Origin of the sequence: Shewanella carassii, assembly GCF_002777975.1 — a bacterium.
Classification (GTDB): Bacteria; Pseudomonadota; Gammaproteobacteria; order Enterobacterales; family Shewanellaceae; genus Shewanella; species Shewanella carassii.
The window spans coordinates 41,475-61,071 of sequence record NZ_NGVS01000005.1 but is presented as its reverse complement, the minus strand read 5'-3'; the positions used below and the strand labels follow the sequence as shown (position 1 = coordinate 61,071).

The 19,597-nt window shown below is 55.2% G+C and carries 18 protein-coding genes; 7 read left to right on the top strand and 11 right to left on the bottom strand.

What is annotated here, in order from left to right; translation table 11 throughout:
* Position 1: 1 nt before the first annotated feature.
* The 4 genes from pcnB to sfsA form a co-directional block, all read right to left on the bottom strand.
* Positions 2 to 1,387, bottom strand: coding sequence for a polynucleotide adenylyltransferase PcnB (gene pcnB / locus CBE72_RS02510; protein WP_229672014.1), 1,386 nt, complete (start codon positions 1,385 to 1,387; stop codon positions 2 to 4).
* A 113-nt stretch (positions 1,388 to 1,500) separates the two neighbouring features.
* Positions 1,501 to 2,370: a tRNA glutamyl-Q(34) synthetase GluQRS gene (gluQRS, locus tag CBE72_RS02505; protein WP_100142165.1), complete on the bottom strand. Its 870-nt coding sequence runs from the start codon at positions 2,368 to 2,370 to the stop codon at positions 1,501 to 1,503.
* 68 nt (positions 2,371 to 2,438) lie between these two features.
* On the bottom strand, positions 2,439 to 2,882 hold the full coding sequence (gene dksA, locus CBE72_RS02500; protein ID WP_100142164.1) for an RNA polymerase-binding protein DksA: 444 nt from the start codon (positions 2,880 to 2,882) through the stop codon (positions 2,439 to 2,441).
* A 168-nt stretch (positions 2,883 to 3,050) separates the two neighbouring features.
* A complete protein-coding gene (gene sfsA, locus CBE72_RS02495) occupies positions 3,051 to 3,755 on the bottom strand; it encodes a DNA/RNA nuclease SfsA (protein ID WP_100142163.1) in 705 nt (234 codons plus the stop codon).
* A gap of 164 nt (positions 3,756 to 3,919) precedes the next feature.
* On the opposite strand from sfsA, the gene pepB reads away from it, so the two are divergent.
* Both pepB and CBE72_RS02485 read left to right on the top strand, forming a co-directional pair.
* Positions 3,920 to 5,197 (top strand): aminopeptidase PepB, encoded by a 1,278-nt coding sequence (gene pepB / locus CBE72_RS02490; protein ID WP_100142162.1) that lies wholly within the window; start codon positions 3,920 to 3,922, stop codon positions 5,195 to 5,197.
* Between the two features lie 91 nt (positions 5,198 to 5,288).
* On the top strand, positions 5,289 to 5,747 hold the full coding sequence (locus CBE72_RS02485) for a GNAT family N-acetyltransferase (protein ID WP_100142161.1): 459 nt from the start codon (positions 5,289 to 5,291) through the stop codon (positions 5,745 to 5,747).
* Between the two features lies 1 nt (position 5,748).
* On the opposite strand, the gene thpR is transcribed toward CBE72_RS02485, so the two are convergent.
* A complete protein-coding gene (thpR, locus tag CBE72_RS02480; protein WP_100142160.1) occupies positions 5,749 to 6,297 on the bottom strand; it encodes an RNA 2',3'-cyclic phosphodiesterase in 549 nt (182 codons plus the stop codon).
* Positions 6,298 to 6,440: 143 nt separating this feature from the next.
* On the opposite strand from thpR, the gene CBE72_RS02475 reads away from it, so the two are divergent.
* From CBE72_RS02475 to mrcB, 3 genes are all read left to right on the top strand, one after another.
* On the top strand, positions 6,441 to 8,612 hold the full coding sequence (locus CBE72_RS02475; protein WP_100142159.1) for a putative bifunctional diguanylate cyclase/phosphodiesterase: 2,172 nt from the start codon (positions 6,441 to 6,443) through the stop codon (positions 8,610 to 8,612).
* A gap of 64 nt (positions 8,613 to 8,676) precedes the next feature.
* The gene (hrpB, locus tag CBE72_RS02470) at positions 8,677 to 11,232 is read left to right on the top strand and encodes an ATP-dependent helicase HrpB (RefSeq protein ID WP_100142158.1); all 2,556 of its coding nucleotides are present in this window, start codon (positions 8,677 to 8,679) and stop codon (positions 11,230 to 11,232) included.
* A 14-nt stretch (positions 11,233 to 11,246) separates the two neighbouring features.
* Positions 11,247 to 13,574 carry a penicillin-binding protein 1B gene (mrcB, locus tag CBE72_RS02465; RefSeq protein ID WP_100142157.1) on the top strand — a complete coding sequence of 776 codons (2,328 nt, stop codon included), beginning with the start codon at positions 11,247 to 11,249 and terminating at the stop codon, positions 13,572 to 13,574.
* A 100-nt stretch (positions 13,575 to 13,674) separates the two neighbouring features.
* Here the strand turns inward: mrcB and CBE72_RS02460 are convergent, their stop codons facing one another.
* The 3 genes from CBE72_RS02460 to nfsB form a co-directional block, all read right to left on the bottom strand.
* Complete coding sequence (locus tag CBE72_RS02460; protein WP_100142156.1) at positions 13,675 to 14,412, bottom strand: DsbA family protein; 738 nt, start codon at positions 14,410 to 14,412, stop codon at positions 13,675 to 13,677.
* A 140-nt stretch (positions 14,413 to 14,552) separates the two neighbouring features.
* A complete protein-coding gene (locus tag CBE72_RS02455) occupies positions 14,553 to 15,194 on the bottom strand; it encodes a DNA-J related domain-containing protein (protein WP_100142155.1) in 642 nt (213 codons plus the stop codon).
* 129 nt (positions 15,195 to 15,323) lie between these two features.
* On the bottom strand, positions 15,324 to 15,977 hold the full coding sequence (nfsB, locus tag CBE72_RS02450) for an oxygen-insensitive NAD(P)H nitroreductase (RefSeq protein ID WP_100142154.1): 654 nt from the start codon (positions 15,975 to 15,977) through the stop codon (positions 15,324 to 15,326).
* Positions 15,978 to 16,160: 183 nt separating this feature from the next.
* Here nfsB and CBE72_RS02445 point away from each other — a divergent pair, with 183 nt between their 5' ends.
* Positions 16,161 to 16,523, top strand: coding sequence for an MbcA/ParS/Xre antitoxin family protein (locus CBE72_RS02445; RefSeq protein WP_100142153.1), 363 nt, complete (start codon positions 16,161 to 16,163; stop codon positions 16,521 to 16,523).
* Between the two features lie 37 nt (positions 16,524 to 16,560).
* A complete protein-coding gene (locus CBE72_RS02440; RefSeq protein WP_157929024.1) occupies positions 16,561 to 17,307 on the top strand; it encodes an RES family NAD+ phosphorylase in 747 nt (248 codons plus the stop codon).
* A 63-nt stretch (positions 17,308 to 17,370) separates the two neighbouring features.
* Here CBE72_RS02440 and CBE72_RS02435 read toward each other — a convergent pair whose 3' ends face one another.
* From CBE72_RS02435 to CBE72_RS02425, 3 genes are read right to left on the bottom strand one after another with little or no spacing between them, the layout of a single operon-like run.
* Positions 17,371 to 18,096, bottom strand: coding sequence for an amino acid ABC transporter ATP-binding protein (locus CBE72_RS02435; RefSeq protein WP_100142151.1), 726 nt, complete (start codon positions 18,094 to 18,096; stop codon positions 17,371 to 17,373).
* The gene (locus CBE72_RS02430; RefSeq protein WP_044733837.1) at positions 18,089 to 18,766 is read right to left on the bottom strand and encodes an amino acid ABC transporter permease; all 678 of its coding nucleotides are present in this window, start codon (positions 18,764 to 18,766) and stop codon (positions 18,089 to 18,091) included. Before CBE72_RS02430 ends, CBE72_RS02435 begins: the two co-directional genes overlap by 8 nt.
* 6 nt (positions 18,767 to 18,772) lie before the next feature.
* Complete coding sequence (locus CBE72_RS02425) at positions 18,773 to 19,498, bottom strand: basic amino acid ABC transporter substrate-binding protein (RefSeq protein WP_100142150.1); 726 nt, start codon at positions 19,496 to 19,498, stop codon at positions 18,773 to 18,775.
* Between the last annotated feature and the right edge of the window lie 99 nt (positions 19,499 to 19,597).

The following is a 19,597-nucleotide window of genomic DNA, read 5'->3' as shown; positions in this document are numbered from 1 at the left end:
CTTACTCGGCCGCCTGTGGTTTTTCACTTGGGCGACGTGGCTTGCGGCGTCGGCGCTGATTGGCGTTACGGTTGCGGCTGCCGCTTGTTTTGTTACCGCTGCGTACCAGTTGCTGCCTCTTATCGTCATCAGACTCGACAAACTGTTGCCACCAACTGGCCTGCTTGGCCAGATTGCCGCCTTCGGCATTGGCCCTGAGCAGCAAGAGATCGTAGGCGGCGCGGAACTTGGGATGTTCCATCAGCTTAAAGGCGCGGCCGCCTTGAGAGCGTTCAAAACGCATCTGTAACTGCCAGATATCCCGGGCCGGGGTACTGAAGCGGCGGGGAATGCTCACCGAGCGGCACTGCTGCTCGAGTACATCGCCCATGGCGGCAAAGAAGGCATCATAGGGGCTGAGACCGCTTTCCAGAGCGATATCCTGGGCGCGGTTTTGCAGCGGATACCAAAGGAGTGCGGCATAGAAGAAGGCCGGAGTCACAGGCTTGTCTTCACCGACGCGCACATCTGTGTTGTGCATCATTTCGCTCAGCAGTCTGCCGGCAGGGCCCTTAGGGTCGTCCCGCAGCAGGCTTTCCACCAGAGGGAATATCGGTGCAAACAGTTGATATTCGCGCATCATCTGATAGTTGTTCAGTGCCTTACCGGCGAAGAACAGCTTGAGTACTTCTTCGTACATACGCGCCGCCGGAATATCTTTAAGCAGCGGAGCCAGGTTCTTGATCGGGGCCGCAGTGCGTTTTTCGATGGACATCCCAAGCTTGGTGGCAAAGCGCACGGCCCGCAGCATACGCACTGGGTCTTCCCGATAACGGGTCTCGGGATCGCCAATCAGTCGCAGGGTTCTGGCCTTAAGATCATGAATACCGCCGCCATAGCTGCGAATGGAGTAGTCGGCAATATTGTAATAGAGGGCGTTGACGGTAAAGTCGCGGCGCTCGGCGTCTTCGTCTATGTCGCCATAAACATTGTCGCGCAGCAGTCGTCCGGCCGAATTGACCTTGGAAATCTTCTCTTCGCTGTTGCCGTGGTGGCCGCGGAAGGTAGCCACTTCGATAACATCCCGGCCAAAGACGATATGGGCCAGGCGGAAACGACGACCAACCAGTCGGCAGTTGCGAAACAGCTTCTTGATCTCTTCCGGAGTGGCATTGGTGACCACGTCAAAGTCTTTCGGCTCCAGTCCCAGTAGCAGATCGCGTACGCCGCCACCGACCAGATAGGCGTTAAAGCCAGACTTATGCAGGCGATACAAAACCTTGAGCGCATTCTCGCTAATCTGTCTGCGGGAAATGCTGTGGCCATCGCGCGGGATAACCTCCAGGCTTAAACCTGTGTCTGTGTTGTCTTCTTGTTGAGCCTTGGCTGTCTGACTGTCGTCAAACAACTGCTTACAAAACTGACTGATACGGCGAAAAATGGGACACCTCGGAACGTTAACGCAAAATAAGGGTTAAAAACTGGCGGCTATGATATACCAAATAGCGGGCGATGAGTATATCAGCGGCCGATGAGGATCTCTGTCTGTTTGGGAATGCTGTCTGGATCAAACTGAGCCACCGCCTGGGACAACATCTGAGTCACATCGGTTTGGGGCGTGACAGCCGCCTGGCCGAGAAACTCGAGTGCCGCCAGCAGCGCCGGCTGTGGATGGCGTTTATCCACCGGCGTGGCATGGTTCTGCTTGGATAGCTTGAGTCCTGCCTGGGTGCTGGCCAGCGGCAGATGAAAAAAACTCGGTTCCTGAAACCCGAATTGCCGAAACAGGCTTATCTGTCGGCAACTGGCCTCCAAGAGATCGGCGCCGCGGACGATTTCTGTGATGCCCTGAAAGGCATCGTCCAGCACTACCGCCAGTTGATAGGCGTACAGACCATCGCTGCGCTTGATAATAAAGTCTTCTGCGGCGAAGGCCGGGTCGACACAGACTTCACCCAGATGACCATCAGTAAACTGAGCCACCGCCAGTTGGTTGTGAATACGAATGGCGCCTTGTTTGAGTTGCAACTCCCGGCAGCGGCCGTCGTAAACGCCACCTCTTTGCTGGATCTGCTTGCGGGTGCACTGGCAATAGTAGGCCTGATTGGATTCCAGTAAGGCATCAATATGTTGCTGATAGTCTTGCAGGCGTCGGCTTTGGTACAGCACTTCGCCATCCCAGTGTAAGCCGAAGGCTTCCAGTGTGCGCATGATGTCATCGGCTGCGCCGCTGACTTCTCTTGGTGGGTCGATATCTTCTATTCGCAGCAACCACAGCCCTTGCTTTGAGCGGGCGCGTAGATAACTGCCGAGGGCGGCAACAAGAGAGCCAAAATGCAAAGAGCCTGAAGGCGAGGGGGCGAAACGGCCTATGTAGGAAGTGGTGTTCATTAAGGGCTGAGTAACAAAAAAATCGCGGGGCCAGTTTAACACTAGGCCCCGCGCTGTGGCAGATTAGATTAACCTGCCATCTGCTTTTCTTTGATCTCTGCTAGCGTTTTGCAGTCGATACACAGATCGGCTGTTGGTCTGGCTTCCAGACGACGGATGCCGATTTCAACGCCACAGGATTCGCAGAAACCGAAGTCATCTTCTTCAATTTTCTGCAGTGTCTTTTCGATCTTTTTGATCAATTTGCGTTCGCGATCGCGGGCGCGCAGTTCGAGGCTGAACTCTTCTTCCTGGGCGGCACGGTCGACCGGATCCGGAAAGTTTGCAGCTTCATCCTGCATATGAGTGAGAGTACGGTCCACCTCTTGACGCAACTGATTCCGCCAGGCTTCAAGAATGGTCTTGAAGTGGCTCAGTTGTTGCGGGTTCATATACTCCTCACCGGGTTTTTCCTGGTAAGGATCTACACCAGCGATAGCGAGTACACCAAGTTTTTTAGTGCCTTCAGGCATAACGCATCTCCTGTTTCCATTTGCGTCGTAGGGCATTCTTATGAACGGCCGCTATCTATATCAGAATCTCTCTACCTAGGCAAATATTTCGATTTACTTATTGTTAATTATTTGAATATGTCTGCTAAACCCGATTAAATCAACTTTTTATCACTTTTGAGTGTCGCGCTAACGGACAAATTTGAGCCGAGACTCCACCCTGAAGCCTTGAGGTGAAAGGCTTGTAGCATAGGCCAGCACTTCGACCCCGGCCTCTATGGCTTCGTTCAATAAATCGGCATATTTTGAGTCGATATGGCGGGCCGCTGATACGGTTTTTATGCCGGTATGTTGCACTAAAAACACCAATACCCCTCGTTGGCCACTTTTGACCACGGACAGCAGTTCCCGCAAGTGTTTTTGACCGCGGCTGGTGACGGCATCGGGAAAGTAACCACGCCCCGCTTCCAAGAGTGTGGTGTTCTTCACTTCGATATAGCAATCGGCCTCTGCCCCTTCGCTGAGAAAGATATCGATACGGCTGTTTTCATCCCCGTATTTCACTTCCCGCTTGAGGTTTTGGTATCCCTGTAGTTCCTTGATGACACCCGTTTGGATCCCTTCCTCTACCAGAGCATTGGCCCGGCCAGTGTTGACTCCAATCAGGTCGCCTCCAGGGGTTTGCATCAGTTCCCAGGTGTGGGCGTACTTACGCTTGGGATTGTCAGAAAAGGAGAACCAAACCCGCTCCCCTGGGAACTGGCAGTTCTTCATTGAACCCGTATTGGGGCAGTGCAGAGTAATCTCAGTGCCATCATCCAGCCTGACATCGGCCAGAAAGCGTTTATACCTTTGGATCAAAATGCCGGATTGCAGTGGTGGGATAAACTCCATCCCCATCTCCCTGAAGTGACTGAAAACTCCAAAGCCTAGCAGGCTTTACAGTTGGCAACAATTCTCATTCGGCGCGGGGCTTCAAGTGCCGGGCTGGAATGCAGTACACTGGACGTAATTGTGGCGCCTAGCGTTCACTACATATAAAAGAAGAAGGAATCGAAATGAGTCAATCCATGAAGATAGCGCTGACCCATGAGGCCCCAGCGGCCCATTGGGGCAAGGCCGATGTCACCTACAATGCTGAGCAGGCTCAGATCCATCTGCAGGGAAACGATGCCCTGCGACAAATTCAGATGGCTGCCCGCAAGCTGCGTAACCAGGGGATCAATCAGGTGTCTTTGGTGGGAGAGGGGTGGGACCTCAACAGTCAGTGGGCCTTTGCCCAGGGCTTTGTCACTGCCAAAGGCGGTCATGAGATCCAGTGGGCCGGTGATGAGGCGCTCAAGGGCGCGCTGACCAGCAGGGCTTACAGCGCATCGTTTGCCCGCAGTCTTATTAATGAAACCCCGGAAAATCTGCCACCTCTGAAACTGGCGCAGCAGGCGGCCAGTTGGCTGGCCGAGCTCGGCGGTGACAAGGTCAGCTACCGGATAGTTGAAGGGGAAGCCTTGCTGCAGGAGCAGTGGATCGGCATTCATGCGGTTGGTCGCGGCAGCGAAAGGCCACCAGCGTTGCTGGAACTGGACTTCAACCCTCTGGGTGAAGATGCTCCCGTGTCCGTCGCGCTGGTAGGCAAGGGGATCACCTTTGACTCGGGCGGTTACAGCATCAAGGCTTCCGAAGGCATGCTGGGCATGAAGGCCGATATGGGCGGCGCGGCAACGGTTACTGCGGCGCTGGGGCTGGCGATTCAGAACGGTCTCGACAAACGGGTCAAACTCTATCTCTGCTGCGCCGAGAACCTGATAAGTGGTCGTGCCTATAAGCTGGGAGACATACTGACCTACAAGAACGGCACCACGGTTGAAGTGGTTAATACCGACGCCGAGGGACGCTTGGTGCTGGCCGATGGTCTGCAGGCCGCCTGCGCCAGCGGTGCGACTCGGGTTATCGATGCCGCCACTCTGACAGGCGCCGCCGTGATGGCCGTTGGCCGCAACTATAACGCCATCTTCTCCCCCAGCCAGCCACTGCTGGCGTTGACGCAGCAAAAGGCGGCTCTAGTGGCCGAAAATGTTTGGCCTTTACCTCTGGAGCCTTGGCATAAAGAGATGTGTCCTTCTGCCTATGCCGATACCGCCAACAGCCGCCCGGTAAAAGGTGGCGGCGCCGGTGGCGCTTCTAATGCCGCCGGTTTCCTGTGGCGTTTTGTCAATGAAGGTGTCGATTGGCTGCATATCGATCTGGCCGCCGCATTTGAAGACAATGCTTCGGCCCTTTGGGCTGCAGGCGCCACGACTCACGGTATGTTGACCATAGCCGAACTGTTGGCGGACTGAGTCATAGGGAATTAACGCCCAAACCAAGCCGCCCACTGGGCGGCTTTTTAATGTCTGTGTATCGCTATTTTTCAACCAAGGAAAGTGCAGGATGAAGTTACGCAAGGCCAGAATGGAAGACGCGCAAGCTGCCTGGGATATCCGCAATCTGGCTATTCAAGCCGGTTGCCGGGGATTTTACGCAGATGAAGAGCTCAGAATTTGGACCCAAGGCGAGATGCCCTCTGTCTTTATCACCATGGTGGAGAGAGACTTTTATCTCATCGAACATCAGGGAAAAATACTGGCGACCGGCATGCTGGATAACGACCGAATTGAAGCCCTGTTCGTGCATCCACAAGCCATGGGTCAAGGGCTCGGGTGCGACTTACTCGCTCATCTCGAGTCTTTGGCGCGTGAAAGAGGCGTGACTGCGCTTACGCTGGAGTCTACCCTCAATGCCGCCGACTTCTATCGTAGCTGTGGCTTTTGCGGTGAGGGGATAAGCCAATATCACTCCCCAAGAGGCATAGTGCTCGACTGCGTGGTGATGCACAAGGCGCTTAAGTGATTCAGTCGCTTAACGGCCAACTGGCCAATATCCGGTACTTGACGCCGGTTGGAGTACTCAAAGACTCGTAGAGTTGCAGCTCGCTTGGCGTTAAATCGAGCGTTGGAATATGTTCGAGTTTCGGTAGGTTGCCGGCCCTTCGCATCAAGGTGATATGGGGCCGGTAATCATATTCGCTGTTATGCAGCCCAAGGTTTGTCGCCAGTTGTTGTGCCGCCCCGGCGAGCGCCATTAGTGCCGGATCTTCGGCTGTGCCGGCCAGGCAGAGTATTTTCGGCCCGGGCCAGAAACAGAGATGCTCGAGCCGCACCCGAAAGCGTTTCAAGGGCAAGTCGGGAATGGCGGCGAGTAAATCCCCATGCTGTTCTGCCGTCACCTGGCCGAGAAACGCCAGGGTTAGGTGCAGATTGGCCTCAGTCACTTTCTTGAGACCGGGGGCTGACGGTTCATCAGCTTGTTCACAAGCTTGCTGCAACGTCAGCAAGCTCGCTCTTTCTGCCATGGTTGGCGCGAATCCCAGAAATAGTCTTTTAGGCGTAATTGAGCTCATTTTTCGTTCCCGGTTAAGACCTTGGCCTATACTGTGACTTGTACCATTGTACACTGGAGTCGATTCACTCGGTGAGAATGAAAAGCAATGGTATCGGATGGATTCTTAGGATCAAAAAACAGTCGTAAGGAAATGACCCCATTATGCCCGCGAGTCTTGCCAACCAATTACAACATGCTCTGGTGGATGTCTTCAGCGATTCTCCGCTGATCACCCTGGAGCAGAATGTTGATCGCGCCCTGGAGATCATCACCCGACAACTGGATTGTGACGGGGTGTTTGTGCTGGCGGCCGGTAAGACACCGGGGCGACTCAAGACCCGCAATCTCTACCTCAAACCCCAATTCAAGACTCAGCAAGCTTCCCGGGAGTGGGGGCTGGGGAACATGCCTTTTTTTCGCAATCTGTTACGCCACCCCAAACTCCTGACCTTGGACAGTATTGAAGAGCTTCCCAAGGAAGCTCAGGAAGAGAAACGTTTCTTACGCCAATGGCAGGTGCGCAGCCTGTTGGTGCTGCCGCCACTGCATCTGGGGGATACCCATATCGCCGTTGGCGCCCTGCAATGCGGCGGCGAAAAGCGCTGGCAGGAAGACTTTGTCAATGAACTCAGCCATGCGGCGGCCATGATAGGCTCGGCAATGGAGCTGACCCGTATCGCCTTGGCGCTGCTGGCCAGTGAGCGCAAGTATCAGGAGCTGTTCCAACAGTTACCCCTGGCTTGCGGGCAGTTGGACAGCAGTAACCAACTGACCATGATGAACCGGATAGCCAAGCAGACACTGGTGGCCGGTGACAGCAAGGATCTGCTGGCGTTGGTGCGTGAGGATGACAAGGGGATTTTGCTTGATACCCTGGCCGTGGTACGCGATGGAGTATTGAATCAGGCCTGGTGTGAGGTTGGTTTTCTGCATGGACAGGAGCTCTCTTGGCAAAAACTCAGTTTTAGCCGCAGTAAGGCTGATAAGCGTACTTTGGTGCTGATGGCCGAAGATGTTAGTGAGCGCCACAGATTGGCCAGTGAGCTGTCATTTCACGCCAATTATGATGCGCTGACCGGCCTGCCCAATCGGGCGCATTTCGAAGCCCTGTTGGCCAAGGTGTTGACTGAAGAGCGAGATTCGCCCGTGTGTATTGCCTTTGTGGATCTGGATCAGTTTCGGGTGATCAACAATGTCAGCGGTCATATCGCGGGTGATAGGCTCTTGTGTCAGGTGGCGCAGCGGCTCAAGCAGTTGGTGCGCAAGGGGGATGTGGTGGCCAGGCTCGGCGGCGATGAGTTCGGGATCCTGATGCATTTTTGTAATCCTGAGTCGGCCAAACATATCGCCGAGCGTATCTGTCAGCAGCTGTTTAATCATGAATTCAACTGGGAAAACCGCAAACATGGGGTCTCGGCCAGCATAGGCATAGCCTTGTTGGAACCATTGGCGCAGGACATCTATACCGTTATGGGCCAGGCCGATGCCGCTTGCCGGCTGGCCAAGGAGCAGGGGCGCAATGGCTGGTTACTCTATGACAGCAGCGATCCCCGCCTCAAGCGGCTCTACAGCGAAATGACCGCCTCGGTCGATGTCCTGGGAGCCCTGGCCAACGACAAATTTGAGCTCTATTTTCAGGAGATCCGCCCGCTGGAGGCTACAGATAGCGGTATGCATCTGGAGATCTTGCTGCGTATGTATCAGGAGGAGGGAGAGATGTTGTCACCGGCGATATTTCTGCCGGCGGCAGAGCGTTATAACCTGGCGTCCAGAGTGGATCGCTGGGTGATAGATCATCTGCTGCTTTGGGGCAATCGGCATCTTGAGTTGTGGCAGTCCCTGTCTTTGGTGTCGCTGAACCTTTCTGCGTCCTCGCTCGAGGATGAGGAGTTTATGGACTGGCTTGAGATGCGTCTGCTGGCCGAGCCGGAGTTGGTCGATAAGCTGTGTATCGAAATCACCGAAACGTCGGTACTCAGCCAGCTCGAGCAGGCTCATAGGTTGATTGAACTGCTCAAGCCTTTGGGTTGTAAGCTGGCGATGGATGACTTTGGCGCCGGTTTTTCCTCTTTTGCCTACCTGAAACAGTTGGCGGTGGATTATGTGAAGATTGACGGCCAGTTTGTGGTCAATCTCTGTGAAGACAAGGCGGATCAGGCGATTATTGCCGCCATGTGTCAGTTGGGGAAGCAGATGGCGTTTCAAACTATTGCCGAGTTTGTGGAAACCGAGGCCATAGTGGCGAAACTGCGGGAGCTAGGAGTGGATTATGCTCAAGGTTACGCCATAGGTAAACCCAGGCCCTTATTGGCGCTGAGCGAGCCAATCCGTTAGGTTAGCCTCAGCGGCGGAAACTGGTTACACTGAGCGCCTGTTTTTGTAAGCCATGCCCTGAATCTTGAACGACTTACCCATTCAATCCCTGTTGCCTCAACTGCGCCAAACCTTGGCCACTTGTCAGCAAGTTATCCTCGAAGCACCTACCGGAGCCGGTAAATCCACCGCGCTGCCCTTGGCACTGCTCGACTGGCCGGAAATCGACGGCAAGATCCTCATGCTGGAGCCCAGACGGGTGGCGGCGCGGGCCATCGCCGGCTTTTTGGCGCGCCAAAGAGGGCAGGCGCTGGGGCAAGAGGTGGGGTTCAGGGTTCGCGGTGAGAGTCAGGTCAGCGGCAACACCCGACTCGAGATCATCACCGAGGGGGTGCTGACCCGCATGATCCAGCAGGACCCTGAGCTCAAGGGCGTTGCCATGATCATTTTCGATGAGATCCATGAGCGCCATCTGAGCACAGATCTCGGTCTGGCGCTGGCACTGGAAGTGCAGGCCTCATTGCGGGAGGATTTGCACTTGTTGGCCATGTCGGCAACCCTCGAAGGCTTGCCGTTACAAACCTTGATGCCGGATGCCAAGCTGCTTGCCAGTGAGGGCCGCAGTTACCCTGTGACTATCGCCTACAGCGCCGCTTCGGCGCAGAGGCGCAGCGGCTCGGGTTCCGGCACTGGCATGGCGCCTTGGCTTGAACACATGGGGCGGCAGCTGTTGGCGCTGCTGGACCCTCAGCAAGCCAGCGCTTTGGGGGTTAGCGAAGCGCAGCAACAGGGTTCGATTCTCGCCTTCCTGCCGGGACAAGGGGAAATTCAGCGCCTCAAGCACTATCTGCAATCCCGAGTTGCGGCCAATGTGCGCATTTGTCCTCTCTATGGTTCACTGAGTGCCAAAGAGCAGGATGCGGCGATTGCCCCGGCCAATGCCGGTGAGCGTAAGCTGGTGCTGTCCACCAACCTGGCGGAATCCAGTTTGACCATAGAGGGGATTACTCTGGTGGTGGACAGTGGTTACAAGCGCCAGGCCAGTTTCAACCCCCGCAGCGGCGTGACCCGTTTGGGACTCAAGCGTATCAGCCAGGCATCGGCCACTCAAAGAGCCGGGCGGGCTGGGCGCACCAGTGCGGGTTTCTGCTTAAGGCTTTGGGGCCAGGAGGAGCACGGCCGCTTGCCGCAGGCGGATGAACCGGAAATCTTGCATGCCGACTTGCTCTCCATGGCCCTGGATGCGGCCTGCTGGGGTGTGCGCAGCCTCAGTGACTTGCCTTTACTGACGCCACCGGCCAGAGCCAATGAGGCGGTGGCCTGGCAGCTGTTGCAGTCGCTGCAATTGGTAGACCCGCAACGTAAGCTTACTACCCATGGCCGCGCGGCCTATGCACTGGGGGCGCAGCCGCGGCTGGCGCACATGCTGCTCCGGGCGCAGAGTTTGGGGCAGGGGCGCGGCGAGCCTGAGCTCGCCGGTCTGGCTTGTCTGCTGGCTGCCTTATTGGAGGCCAGAAGCCTTGCGGGCAACGGCGCCGACATCATGGATAAACTTTCTCAGGCCACTCAAGGCCTTGAAGCTAGACAAGTCGGCAACTGGCTCAGACGCTTAGGACTTAATGGCAAGGCGGCGGATTTTCTGAAATTGGCGAATCGTGCCGATTGCGCCCTGTTGTTGGCGCTGGCATTTCCTGACAGGATAGCCAAGGCAAGAGGCGTCGAGGGTTACCAGTTGGCCAATGGCAGCGGCGTGGTGCTCGATGCCGGTGACAGCCTCAGCGGCTGCGAGTTTCTGGTGGTGGCCGACTATCAGGAAACCGAGGGCCGCAGCGCCGGCCGCATCTATCTGGCGGCCGAATTACCGGCGGGATTGCTGGAAAATGAGCTGGCTTTTCTCTGTACTTGGCAACAGCAGGCGGGCTGGGATGAGTCCAAGGGACGTTTCTTTGCCGAGCGCCAACTGCGTCTTGGGGAGATAGTGCTCAAGCGGGAGGCCGAGAAAGAGGCGGATCCCAAGCTGAGGGCTCAGGCGATTATGGCGCTGCTGCGCAGCAAGGGCTTGGCGCTGCTCAATATGGATGAGGATGTCAGGCAGCTCCAGTTCAGGCTGGCACTGGCAAGATCCAAAGATCCGAGCCTATTTCCGGACAGCAGCGATCCGGCGCTGCTGGATTCTCTCGAGGAGTGGTTGGAGCCGTTTTTGAGCGATATCAAGCAGCTAAAGGGATTAATGGCATTGGATATCAAGCAGCTGCTGCTCAATCGCCTCGAGTGGCAGGCGCAGCAGACACTGAATGAATGGCTGCCGAGCCATTGGAAAATGGCCACGGGCACCCGGGCACCGATCCGCTATGATGCCGGCGGGCGGGCGCTGCTGAGTGTGCGTCTGCAGGAAGCGCTGGGCATGGCCGAAAGCCCGCGGCTACTGCAAGGGGAGCTGACCGTAACCATGGAACTCTTGTCTCCGGCGCAGCGCCCTTTGGCGCTGACGGCCGATCTGGCCAGTTTTTGGCAAGGGCCCTATGTCGAAGTGAAAAAAGAGATGCGTGGGCGCTACCCTAAACACCTGTGGCCCGACGATCCGGCCAATACTTTGCCGACCAAGTTCACTAAGAAAAAGACCTTGAATATCCAGCAGTAAATTTTGGGATAAGCATGACCATCAAGAAAAGTACCACGAAAAAAAGTACCAGAAAAACCAGCCGCAAGAGCAAACCGGCGCGGCAAAGCCCCGGGCTATGGCGCAGGTTATGGTCGATAACTTGGAAGCTGGCCCTTATTCTGGTAGCGGCGTTGACCATCTATTGTATCTACCTGGATCAGATCATCGCCCGTAAGTTCGAAGGGCAGAAGTGGCACCTGCCTGCGCAGGTGTTTAGTCGCTCCATGGCGCTCTATCCCGGGGCGGCGGTGAGCCACGCCCAGTTGATGGCCGAACTTAAACTGCTGGGCTATCGCAAGGTGGCCAATCCGCGTCAGGTGGGCGAGTTTTCTGCCTCCAGTACCCGAATCGAGCTGTGGCGCCGCCCCTTCCTGCATCCTGAGGGAAGCCAGGCAGAGCAGCGGGTGATGATAAGTTTCGACTCCAACGGCGTCACTTCGGTGGCGCGCATGAGCGACAAACGCCAACTGGCGGTGTTTCATCTCGAACCTGTGCTGCTGGACAGGATCATCGCCGGCGATGGTGAGGACAGGCTATTTGTGCCGACAGAGCAGATCCCCGAACACATAGTCGAAGCGCTTATTTTGGTGGAAGACCGCAGCTTCTATGAGCACCACGGGGTGAATCCCTTTGCCATCGCCCGCGCCCTGCTGGTCAATATCAGTGCCGGTCGCACGGTACAGGGCGGCTCGACCCTGACCCAGCAGCTGGCGAAGAACTTCTTCCTCTCCAGCGAGCGCTCCTTGATCCGTAAGGCCAGGGAGGCCTTGATGGCGCTGATTATCGATTTTCGTTACAGCAAGGATGAAATTCTCGAGGCCTATCTCAATGAGGTCTACATGGGACAGGACAAGTCCAGAGCCGTGCATGGCATGGGGCTGGCATCGCAATTCTATTTTGGCCGCCCGGTCGGAGAGCTGACCCTGGCGCAGCAAGCCTTCCTGGTCGCCGCCATCAAGGGGCCATCTTACTACAACCCCTGGCGCTATCCTGATAGGGCTCAGGAGCGGCGCGATCTGGTGCTTAGGCTCTTGATGGAAGGTAGCAAAATTTCTGTCGACCAATATAAGGCGGCAGCGGAGTCGCCGCTGGGATTAAGGCGCTCTGACAAACCTGTGCATCAGAAACTGCCGGCCTTCTTTGCAGTGGTTAAACAGGAACTCAAGGATCGCTATGGTGCGGCGCTGCTGAAGCAGTCCGGCGTCAAGGTCTATACCACCTTGGATCCCATGGCGCAGGAAGCTGCCGAAAACGCCGTTGAGCGAACCCTGAAGGAGCTTGGCAAGAAAGATAAAGAGTTGCAGGTGGGCATGGTGGTGACCGACAAGTACAGCGCCGGGATCGCCGCCATGGTGGGCGATAAGGTGCCGGGCTACGAGGGTTTCAACCGGGCGGTGGAAATTCGCCGTCCCATAGGTTCACTGGTCAAGCCGTTTGTTTATGCCACGGCGCTGGCACAGGGCAGTAAGTTCAATCTCGCCAGCCCCCTCAAAGATGAGGCCATTACCCTCAAGAATGAGCAGGGCAAGACTTGGTCGCCCCAGAATGTGGATCGCAAGTTCCGTGGCCAGGTGCCACTGTTGACGGCGTTCAAGAAGTCGATGAATGTGCCGACCGTGAATTTGGGCATGATGGTTGGCGTCGATGCCGTGGCCGCGACGTTAAAAGAGGCCGGTTGGAATGAGGCTGTACCGGCTTATCCTTCCATGTTGCTCGGCGCCGTGAACGGTTCCCCTTTGATGGTGGCGCAGGTATATCAGACCCTGGCGGACGGCGGGCGTTATCGTCAGCTCAATGCGGTGACTGCCGTGCTGAACAGCGACAACCAGCCTCTGCCTGCGGCCAGTATGCCACGCCATGAGGCGATAACGCCGGCGGCCAACTATCTGGTGCAGTACGCCATGACCAAGGTGGTGGAGTCCGGCACGGCTTCGCGCCTGGGGGCGGCCTTCCCCGGCGTGATGCTGGCGGGCAAGACGGGCACCAGCAATGACCGCCGCGATTCCTGGTTTGCCGGATTTGACGAGCGTAACGTTGCCGCCGTTTGGGTTGGCCGAGATGACAACGGCAAGACCCAGCTCTATGGCAGCAGTGGTGCGATGACGGTTTATCAACGTTTCCTCGCCGAGCGGCCGCCGCTGGGGTTGAGATTGCCGCCGGTCAACGGCGTGGTGCAGGGCTATTTCGACCGGGATAGCGGCGCGGCGAAACAAGCAGATTGCCGTAATGTGGTGGCGGTACCTGCGCTGGCCGATAGTTATCATCCGGCGCCCAACTGTGGTGAACCTCTGCCTTGGTGGAAGCGGATCCTCGGTGGTTAACCGTGTAGAGGCTAATAGACACTAGATAGCAAAAAGGCCACCCCGAGGTGGCCTTTGACTTGTTTGAGAATATAGCGCTTTATCGCTATACCGTCAGATTTCAGCGGCGACGTCTGGTAACGGCGGCGACACCGGCGAAGGCCAGGAACAACCAACCCAGGCTGCCACCTTCATCTTTCTTGGCATCTTTTTCGGTAGCCAGGAAGTTTATCAGGTCGGTCAGTTCACCTAGGGTGCGTATTTGATCCAGATTAACCATATATTTGTCGTTCACCACGAAGCTTGGCACACTCTGAACACCAAATTCATTCTGTTGTGTACGCCACAGGGCGATGACATCATTGATTTTCTTGCTGTCGGCCAAGGTATCATACTGACTGATATCGACACCGTTGGCGGCAAACAGCTGCTTGATATCGTCGCGGCTGTTGATGGCGGAGGTATGCTTGTGTCCAGGAGCGGAATGGTCATGGCCGTGAGCCCCTTCCTCGCCCTGAATGGCGGCAAACATGGGGTGAGTCAGCTTGTCGGCTACGCCCAGCTCTTGCATGATGGCCAGAGATTTCATCACCTCGGTGCCGAGATCGCTGTTCATAAAGTCGACATGCTTATTGTCAAAATTAACATCTTTTTTGAGACCGGCCTTGATATCTGCCAGGTACTGGGTCTCCATGTTAAAACAGCTGTGACAGTAAAAAGAGAAAAACTCGGTGAGTTTAGGCTCTTCACTACCATTCTTGGCTATCTGGGTATAGTGTTGACCTTCGATAAAGTCGGCGGCATTGGCGGCCAGCGGGATCAGGGTAAGTGCCATTGCGGCAACCAGTGGCTTGAGCAAAATAATCTCCTCAGAGTTGACCGGGCGCAGCGCCCTTTGTTGTCAGGTTAGTGTGACTGGCTTAATTATGACTTAAGCGACGGTGCCTTTGGCGGCCATTTCTGTGAGCGAGGCTAAGCTTTGACGGTTTGCCTGATTATTCAACCTCGCAGGGCTTGCCAGGCCTCGCAGATCTGTCTGAACTTGGCGGCATCACCGCCTTGTCTATCCGGGTGCCACTTTAGCGCCAGTTTACGCCATTGGCGGCGGATCTCCTTGTCGCTGGCATCGGCTTCCAGCTCCAATACCCGTAGCGCCTCTCGTTGGGCAAAACGGCCGGGACGCACACCAATATAATCCTGATAACTGTTCCAGAAGGATTCCAGCATCTCACGGACAACATTGACGCAGGTGTCATAGTTGTTCCAGTCGAGGTAGTAGTCCCTGAGCGCTGAATCGTCTTGTTGCAGTTGCAGCACATTTGCCGGAGGGATCCGCAGCAATATGATATCCATGGCCTGTACCTGCAGCCATTGGCCAGGCAACAGTATGTGTTGTAGTTCATAGAGGGCATTCATCAGCAGGAAGTTGCGTTTGAACAGATCTTTCTCTGGCAGAGGATCCAAGTCGTGCATCAGTCCCTGTTGCTGCAACTCGGTAGCGAGATGATGTACCTTCCAGGAGCGGTTGCTGCGTTTGAGTAAGCTGAGCAGTGGCCAGATAAGTGGGTTGTCGCCCTTGAGTCGGGTCGGCTTGACCCCTGTAGTCTCTGGCTGGGCCAGTGTGGGTTTGGCAAGCAGCATAGTGGGACATTCATCCTGACCTAATAATGAAAACTACTATGCCACAGGTGGCTGTGGGCGCAAGGTGAAAAATAATAGAACCCGGCGGAGTGCCGGGTTCTGAAAGGGGGAATGTAAACTCGTTCCTCGTTAGATCTTGGTAAAGAGCTCTTCTTGAGGCAGGCGAGACTTAGGCAGCTTGGCGTTGAAGTCTGATTCGTCATGGTAGCCGAGGGCAACCACTACGCTGGCGGTGAAGCCTTGCTCTCTGAGGCCCAACACCTGGTTGAGCTTAGTGGCATCGAAGCCTTCGATAGGGGTGGCATCTATGTCCAATACGCTGGCGCCCAGCAACAGAGTACCCAGCGCCAGATAGGTTTGTTTCTCCATCCAGTGCTGCAGATCCTTGAGTTCGAATCTGTGCATATTGGTGAAGAAAGAGCGGCCGTTATGTTGTCCCTGCTTGGCATTGTCATCGGCGAAGCGGCCATCGGCATCTTCCTGCTCCAGCAGGCGCAGCAGATGGGCTTCATCCATGTTGTTGCGGGTGCAGAGTACTACCACGTGGGAAGCGTTGAGGATCTTTGGCGTGTTAAAGCCATAGTCTGCGGTAGACTCGGCGATTTTGGCTTTACCTTCATCTGTTGCGGCCAGAACAAAGTGCCAAGGTTGGGAGTTTACCGAGGAGGGACTGAACTGCAACAGGCTCTGCAGATCGTCAATTTTATCCTGGGGGATCTTCTTGTTGGGATCAAAAGCCTTGGTGGTATAACGCTTTTTGGCAAGGTAGGTCAGATCTGTCATGTCGCTGCTCCGGACAAATGAGGCTGAAATGCTTCTGGCATTCTACGATCTCTGTTGCGCTTTACAACAGGGTTTCAGTCTCTTGGTTTAATCGACTTTTATTTGCACTTTTATGTGACCAAAAATTGCATTTGCAGGTGGCGTTGGTTAATCTATGGTCAGGTTTATGGCGGAGCAGCAAAGATGAATACCCTAGAGAAAGCCAATGCCTCCGAGGTGTTATTCAAGGCATTTTCCAATGCTTGCCGAGAGTTACAACTTACCCAGGCCGAGGCCAGTCGCATCATAGGCGTTAATCCCAGCACCTTGAGCCGTAACAGCGGCAAGGGGTTTAAACCCGACTCCAAGCAGGGGGAGTTGCAGTTGCAACTTATCCGTCTGTATCGTTCGCTGTATGCCATGGCGGGGGGAGAAAAAGCCTTTATGCGTCACTGGCTCAATAGCCCCAACAAGGCGCTGAATGGGACGCCAAAGGCTCTGTTGCAAACCGTGGTTGGCCTGGTGAGTGTTAACCAATATCTGGATGCGATGCGAGGCAAGGTTTGACAGACCATAGTCGATGAAAGGAGACAAACAACTGAAAATGGATTTTAGCGCGTTAGAGCCACAGGACTTTTTCCCTCGCCCCTACCTTGGCCGTGGTTATCGCCTGGTTGAATCTCAAGAAGAAGCCGCCACTCTGAGTCTGGTGGATGATTTTGACGAACAGATGCTGCTCGAATCCCTGCTCGATGAGGTTAAACCGCCTTACCGGAACGGGACAGAGCATTTACATTATCTGCTCAAGACCCCGTTTCGTTACCCGCCGCTGCGCCATGGCTCGCGCTTTGGCAGTATCACTATGGAAAGCTTCTTTTATGCCAGTGAGTCCTGGCAGACCTGCTTGGCAGAAGTCGCCTATTATCGTTTTGTCTTTATGGCCGACATGCTGGAGCCTTATCTGGAGCCACTGCGCTCTGAGCATATGCTGTTCTCTGTGAATATTGATGCCTGCCATTGTGCCGATCTGACACTATTGCAGCGGCAGGAAGTGCAGCAGCAACTGACTCACAAGTCGAACTATGCCTATACCCAAGCATTGGGGGCCTGGTTGTTGCAGCAGCAGGCGCAGATGATCCGCTACACTTCGGCCAGAGCCGAAGAGGGCGTTAACCTGGCGCTGCACGATCCTCTGGTGTTGCAATCAACCGAGCCGCAGGAGTGTGAATACTGGATCTGCCAAAGCTCGGCTGACAAGGTAGCCTTCAGTCGCCGTAACAGCCGCAGCATGCCATTGACCTGGTTTTTAAAAGACTTTTTGCGGGACGGACAGTTACCGCGTCCCGCCTGAGAGTGAGCCAGATATAGCTGGTTGACGCTTGAGGACTGGTGTCAACTCGGAAGGCATATGCCTCTAACGCAGCACCTTAGCAAGGAAACCTTGAGTGCGGGGGTTTTGCGGCGCATTGAAAATCTGCTCCGGTGTGCCCGCTTCCTGGATCACCCCTTCATCCATGAAGATCACCCTGTCAGACACCTCGCGGGCAAACCCCATTTCGTGAGTGACTATCACCATGGTCATGCCGTCGCGAGCCAAGGATTGCATCACGTCCAGTACATCGCCGACCATTTCCGGATCCAGCGCCGAGGTGGGTTCGTCAAACAGCATCAGCTCCGGAGACATGGTCAGGGCTCTGGCAATGGCCACCCTCTGTTTCTGGCCGCCGGACAGACTGGATGGATAGGCATCTTTCTTGTCTGCCAGGCCAACCTTAGCCAGCAGCCCCAAAGCCTTGGCTTCGGCCTCGGCTTGAGTCATCAACCCCAGCTTGACTGGTGCCAGCGTTAGGTTGGCCAACACTGTCTTGTGGGGAAACAGGTTGAAGTGCTGGAATACCATGCCCACTTTCTGTCTGAGCTTATCGACACAGGCACCAGGCGCCGTTATCGATTCACCGGCTATCCGTATGTCGCCTTCGGTAGGTTGTTCCAAAAGATTGATACAACGCAGAAAAGTACTCTTGCCACTACCACTTGGGCCTATGATACTGACTACTTCGCCTTTGGCGATATGCTGATCTATGCCCTTGAGTACTTCCAGTTTGCCGTAGGACTTATGCAGGTTGGTTATCTCAATCACTTTGTTTCAGCCTCGCTTCAAACTTACCCAGCAGCCAGGTGAAGCTGTAGGTCAATAACAGATAGATAAGGGCACAAGTCAATAGTGGCACCACATCTTCAAAGGTCCGGCTGCGGATGATTTCACCGGCACGCATCAGATCCACACCACCGATAAAGCCGATGACCGCGGTTTCCTTTAACAGCACGATAAATTCATTGCCGAGCGCCGGCAGGATATTCTTGATAGCCTGCGGCAATACCACCTCACGCATGGTCAGTGAATGGCTCATCCCCAGAGAGCGGGCGGCCTCGGCCTGGCCCTTGTCGACCGCCTGGATACCGGCGCGGATGATCTCACTGATGTAGGCGCCGCTGTTGAGGCCAAAGGCGATGATGGCGGCGGTTACCTTGTCGACATCCATAGCGGCCAACACGATAAAGTAGAGGATCACCAGTTGCACTACTACAGGAGTACCACGGATCACCCCGACATACAGCTTGGCTGGCCAGCGTAGATACCAACGCTCGGACATGCCCATCAAGGTGGTGAGCACCCCGAGAATGGCACCGAGGATCATGGCGAAGAAGGTCACAGTCAAGGTGACCTTGAGGCCGCTTAGGATCAGCAAGATGCCGATCATGCCATCTTCCCCTATGGGGGTGAACAGCGAAGAGATTATTGCATCCATCTAAGACTACTTCTGGTATTTTTCAAGGAGTTGTTGGTATTCGCCAGAGCTTTGCAGCCGCGAAAGAGTGGCATTGATCTGGCCGAGCAGTTCGGGTTGATCCTTGGCGACAGCAATACCGTAAAACTCGGGGGAAAATTCGATATCCAGCTGTTTGAGGGTGGGGTTCTTGGCCAGATAAGTGGCTGCTGGTTGGCTGTCGAACAGCACTAGATCAACCTTGTGGTTTTTCAGCTCCATGAAGGCCTCAAAACCCGTGTTGAAAGCGACGACTTCGGCCTTGAGCTCCTTAGCCATGATGTCGCCGGTCGAGCCCAGCTGCACCGCAATCTTCTTACCGGCAAGATCGGCAGGAGTGGTGAATACCTGGCTGTCTTGATTGACTATCACCACCTGGGTGGCTTCGTAGTATGGCGTGGAGAAGTTGACGCTCTTTTGCCGCTCATCCGTGATTGTCATCCCTGAGGCGATAAAGTCGATTTTGCCTGAGTTCAGCGCCACTATCAGAGAGTCGAACTTGAGGTTTTCTACCTTGAGAGTTTTACCAGCGTCGGCGGCAATCGCCTTGGCAATATCGATATCCAGCCCTTTTACCTCATCACCATTGGCGCCCCCCATATATTCAAATGGAGGGAAGGCAGCATTGGTACCGACGACCAGTACATCTTGATCTTTACCGCAGCCGGTCAACAGCAAGGCCGTGACAGTGGCCAGAAGCAGGGATTTTTTCATCTTGGAGATACTCTTGAGGAACCGTATGACTGGCACTATAGCCAGTTTCAATTCCCTAATCAATAACTAATCATAAAAAATGACTATTTATTCATTTTA

Excerpts from the sequence above, each read along its gene's own strand:
- pepB (WP_100142162.1), top strand. The coding sequence starts at position 3,920 with ATGAGTCAATCCATGAAGATAGCGCTGACCCATGAGGCCCCAGCGGCC.
- gluQRS (WP_100142165.1), bottom strand. The coding sequence starts at position 2,370 with ATGAACACCACTTCCTACATAGGCCGTTTCGCCCCCTCGCCTTCAGGC.
- dksA (WP_100142164.1), bottom strand. The coding sequence starts at position 2,882 with ATGCCTGAAGGCACTAAAAAACTTGGTGTACTCGCTATCGCTGGTGTA.
- nfsB (WP_100142154.1), bottom strand. The coding sequence starts at position 15,977 with ATGACAGATCTGACCTACCTTGCCAAAAAGCGTTATACCACCAAGGCT.
- CBE72_RS02455 (WP_100142155.1), bottom strand. The coding sequence starts at position 15,194 with ATGCTGCTTGCCAAACCCACACTGGCCCAGCCAGAGACTACAGGGGTC.
- CBE72_RS02440 (WP_157929024.1), top strand. The coding sequence starts at position 16,561 with ATGGATTTTAGCGCGTTAGAGCCACAGGACTTTTTCCCTCGCCCCTAC.
- mrcB (WP_100142157.1), top strand. The coding sequence starts at position 11,247 with ATGACCATCAAGAAAAGTACCACGAAAAAAAGTACCAGAAAAACCAGC.
- sfsA (WP_100142163.1), bottom strand. The coding sequence starts at position 3,755 with ATGGAGTTTATCCCACCACTGCAATCCGGCATTTTGATCCAAAGGTAT.
- CBE72_RS02445 (WP_100142153.1), top strand. The coding sequence starts at position 16,161 with ATGAATACCCTAGAGAAAGCCAATGCCTCCGAGGTGTTATTCAAGGCA.
- thpR (WP_100142160.1), bottom strand. The coding sequence starts at position 6,297 with ATGAGCTCAATTACGCCTAAAAGACTATTTCTGGGATTCGCGCCAACC.
- CBE72_RS02430 (WP_044733837.1), bottom strand. The coding sequence starts at position 18,766 with ATGGATGCAATAATCTCTTCGCTGTTCACCCCCATAGGGGAAGATGGC.
- CBE72_RS02425 (WP_100142150.1), bottom strand. The coding sequence starts at position 19,498 with ATGAAAAAATCCCTGCTTCTGGCCACTGTCACGGCCTTGCTGTTGACC.
- CBE72_RS02475 (WP_100142159.1), top strand. The coding sequence starts at position 6,441 with ATGCCCGCGAGTCTTGCCAACCAATTACAACATGCTCTGGTGGATGTC.
- CBE72_RS02485 (WP_100142161.1), top strand. The coding sequence starts at position 5,289 with ATGAAGTTACGCAAGGCCAGAATGGAAGACGCGCAAGCTGCCTGGGAT.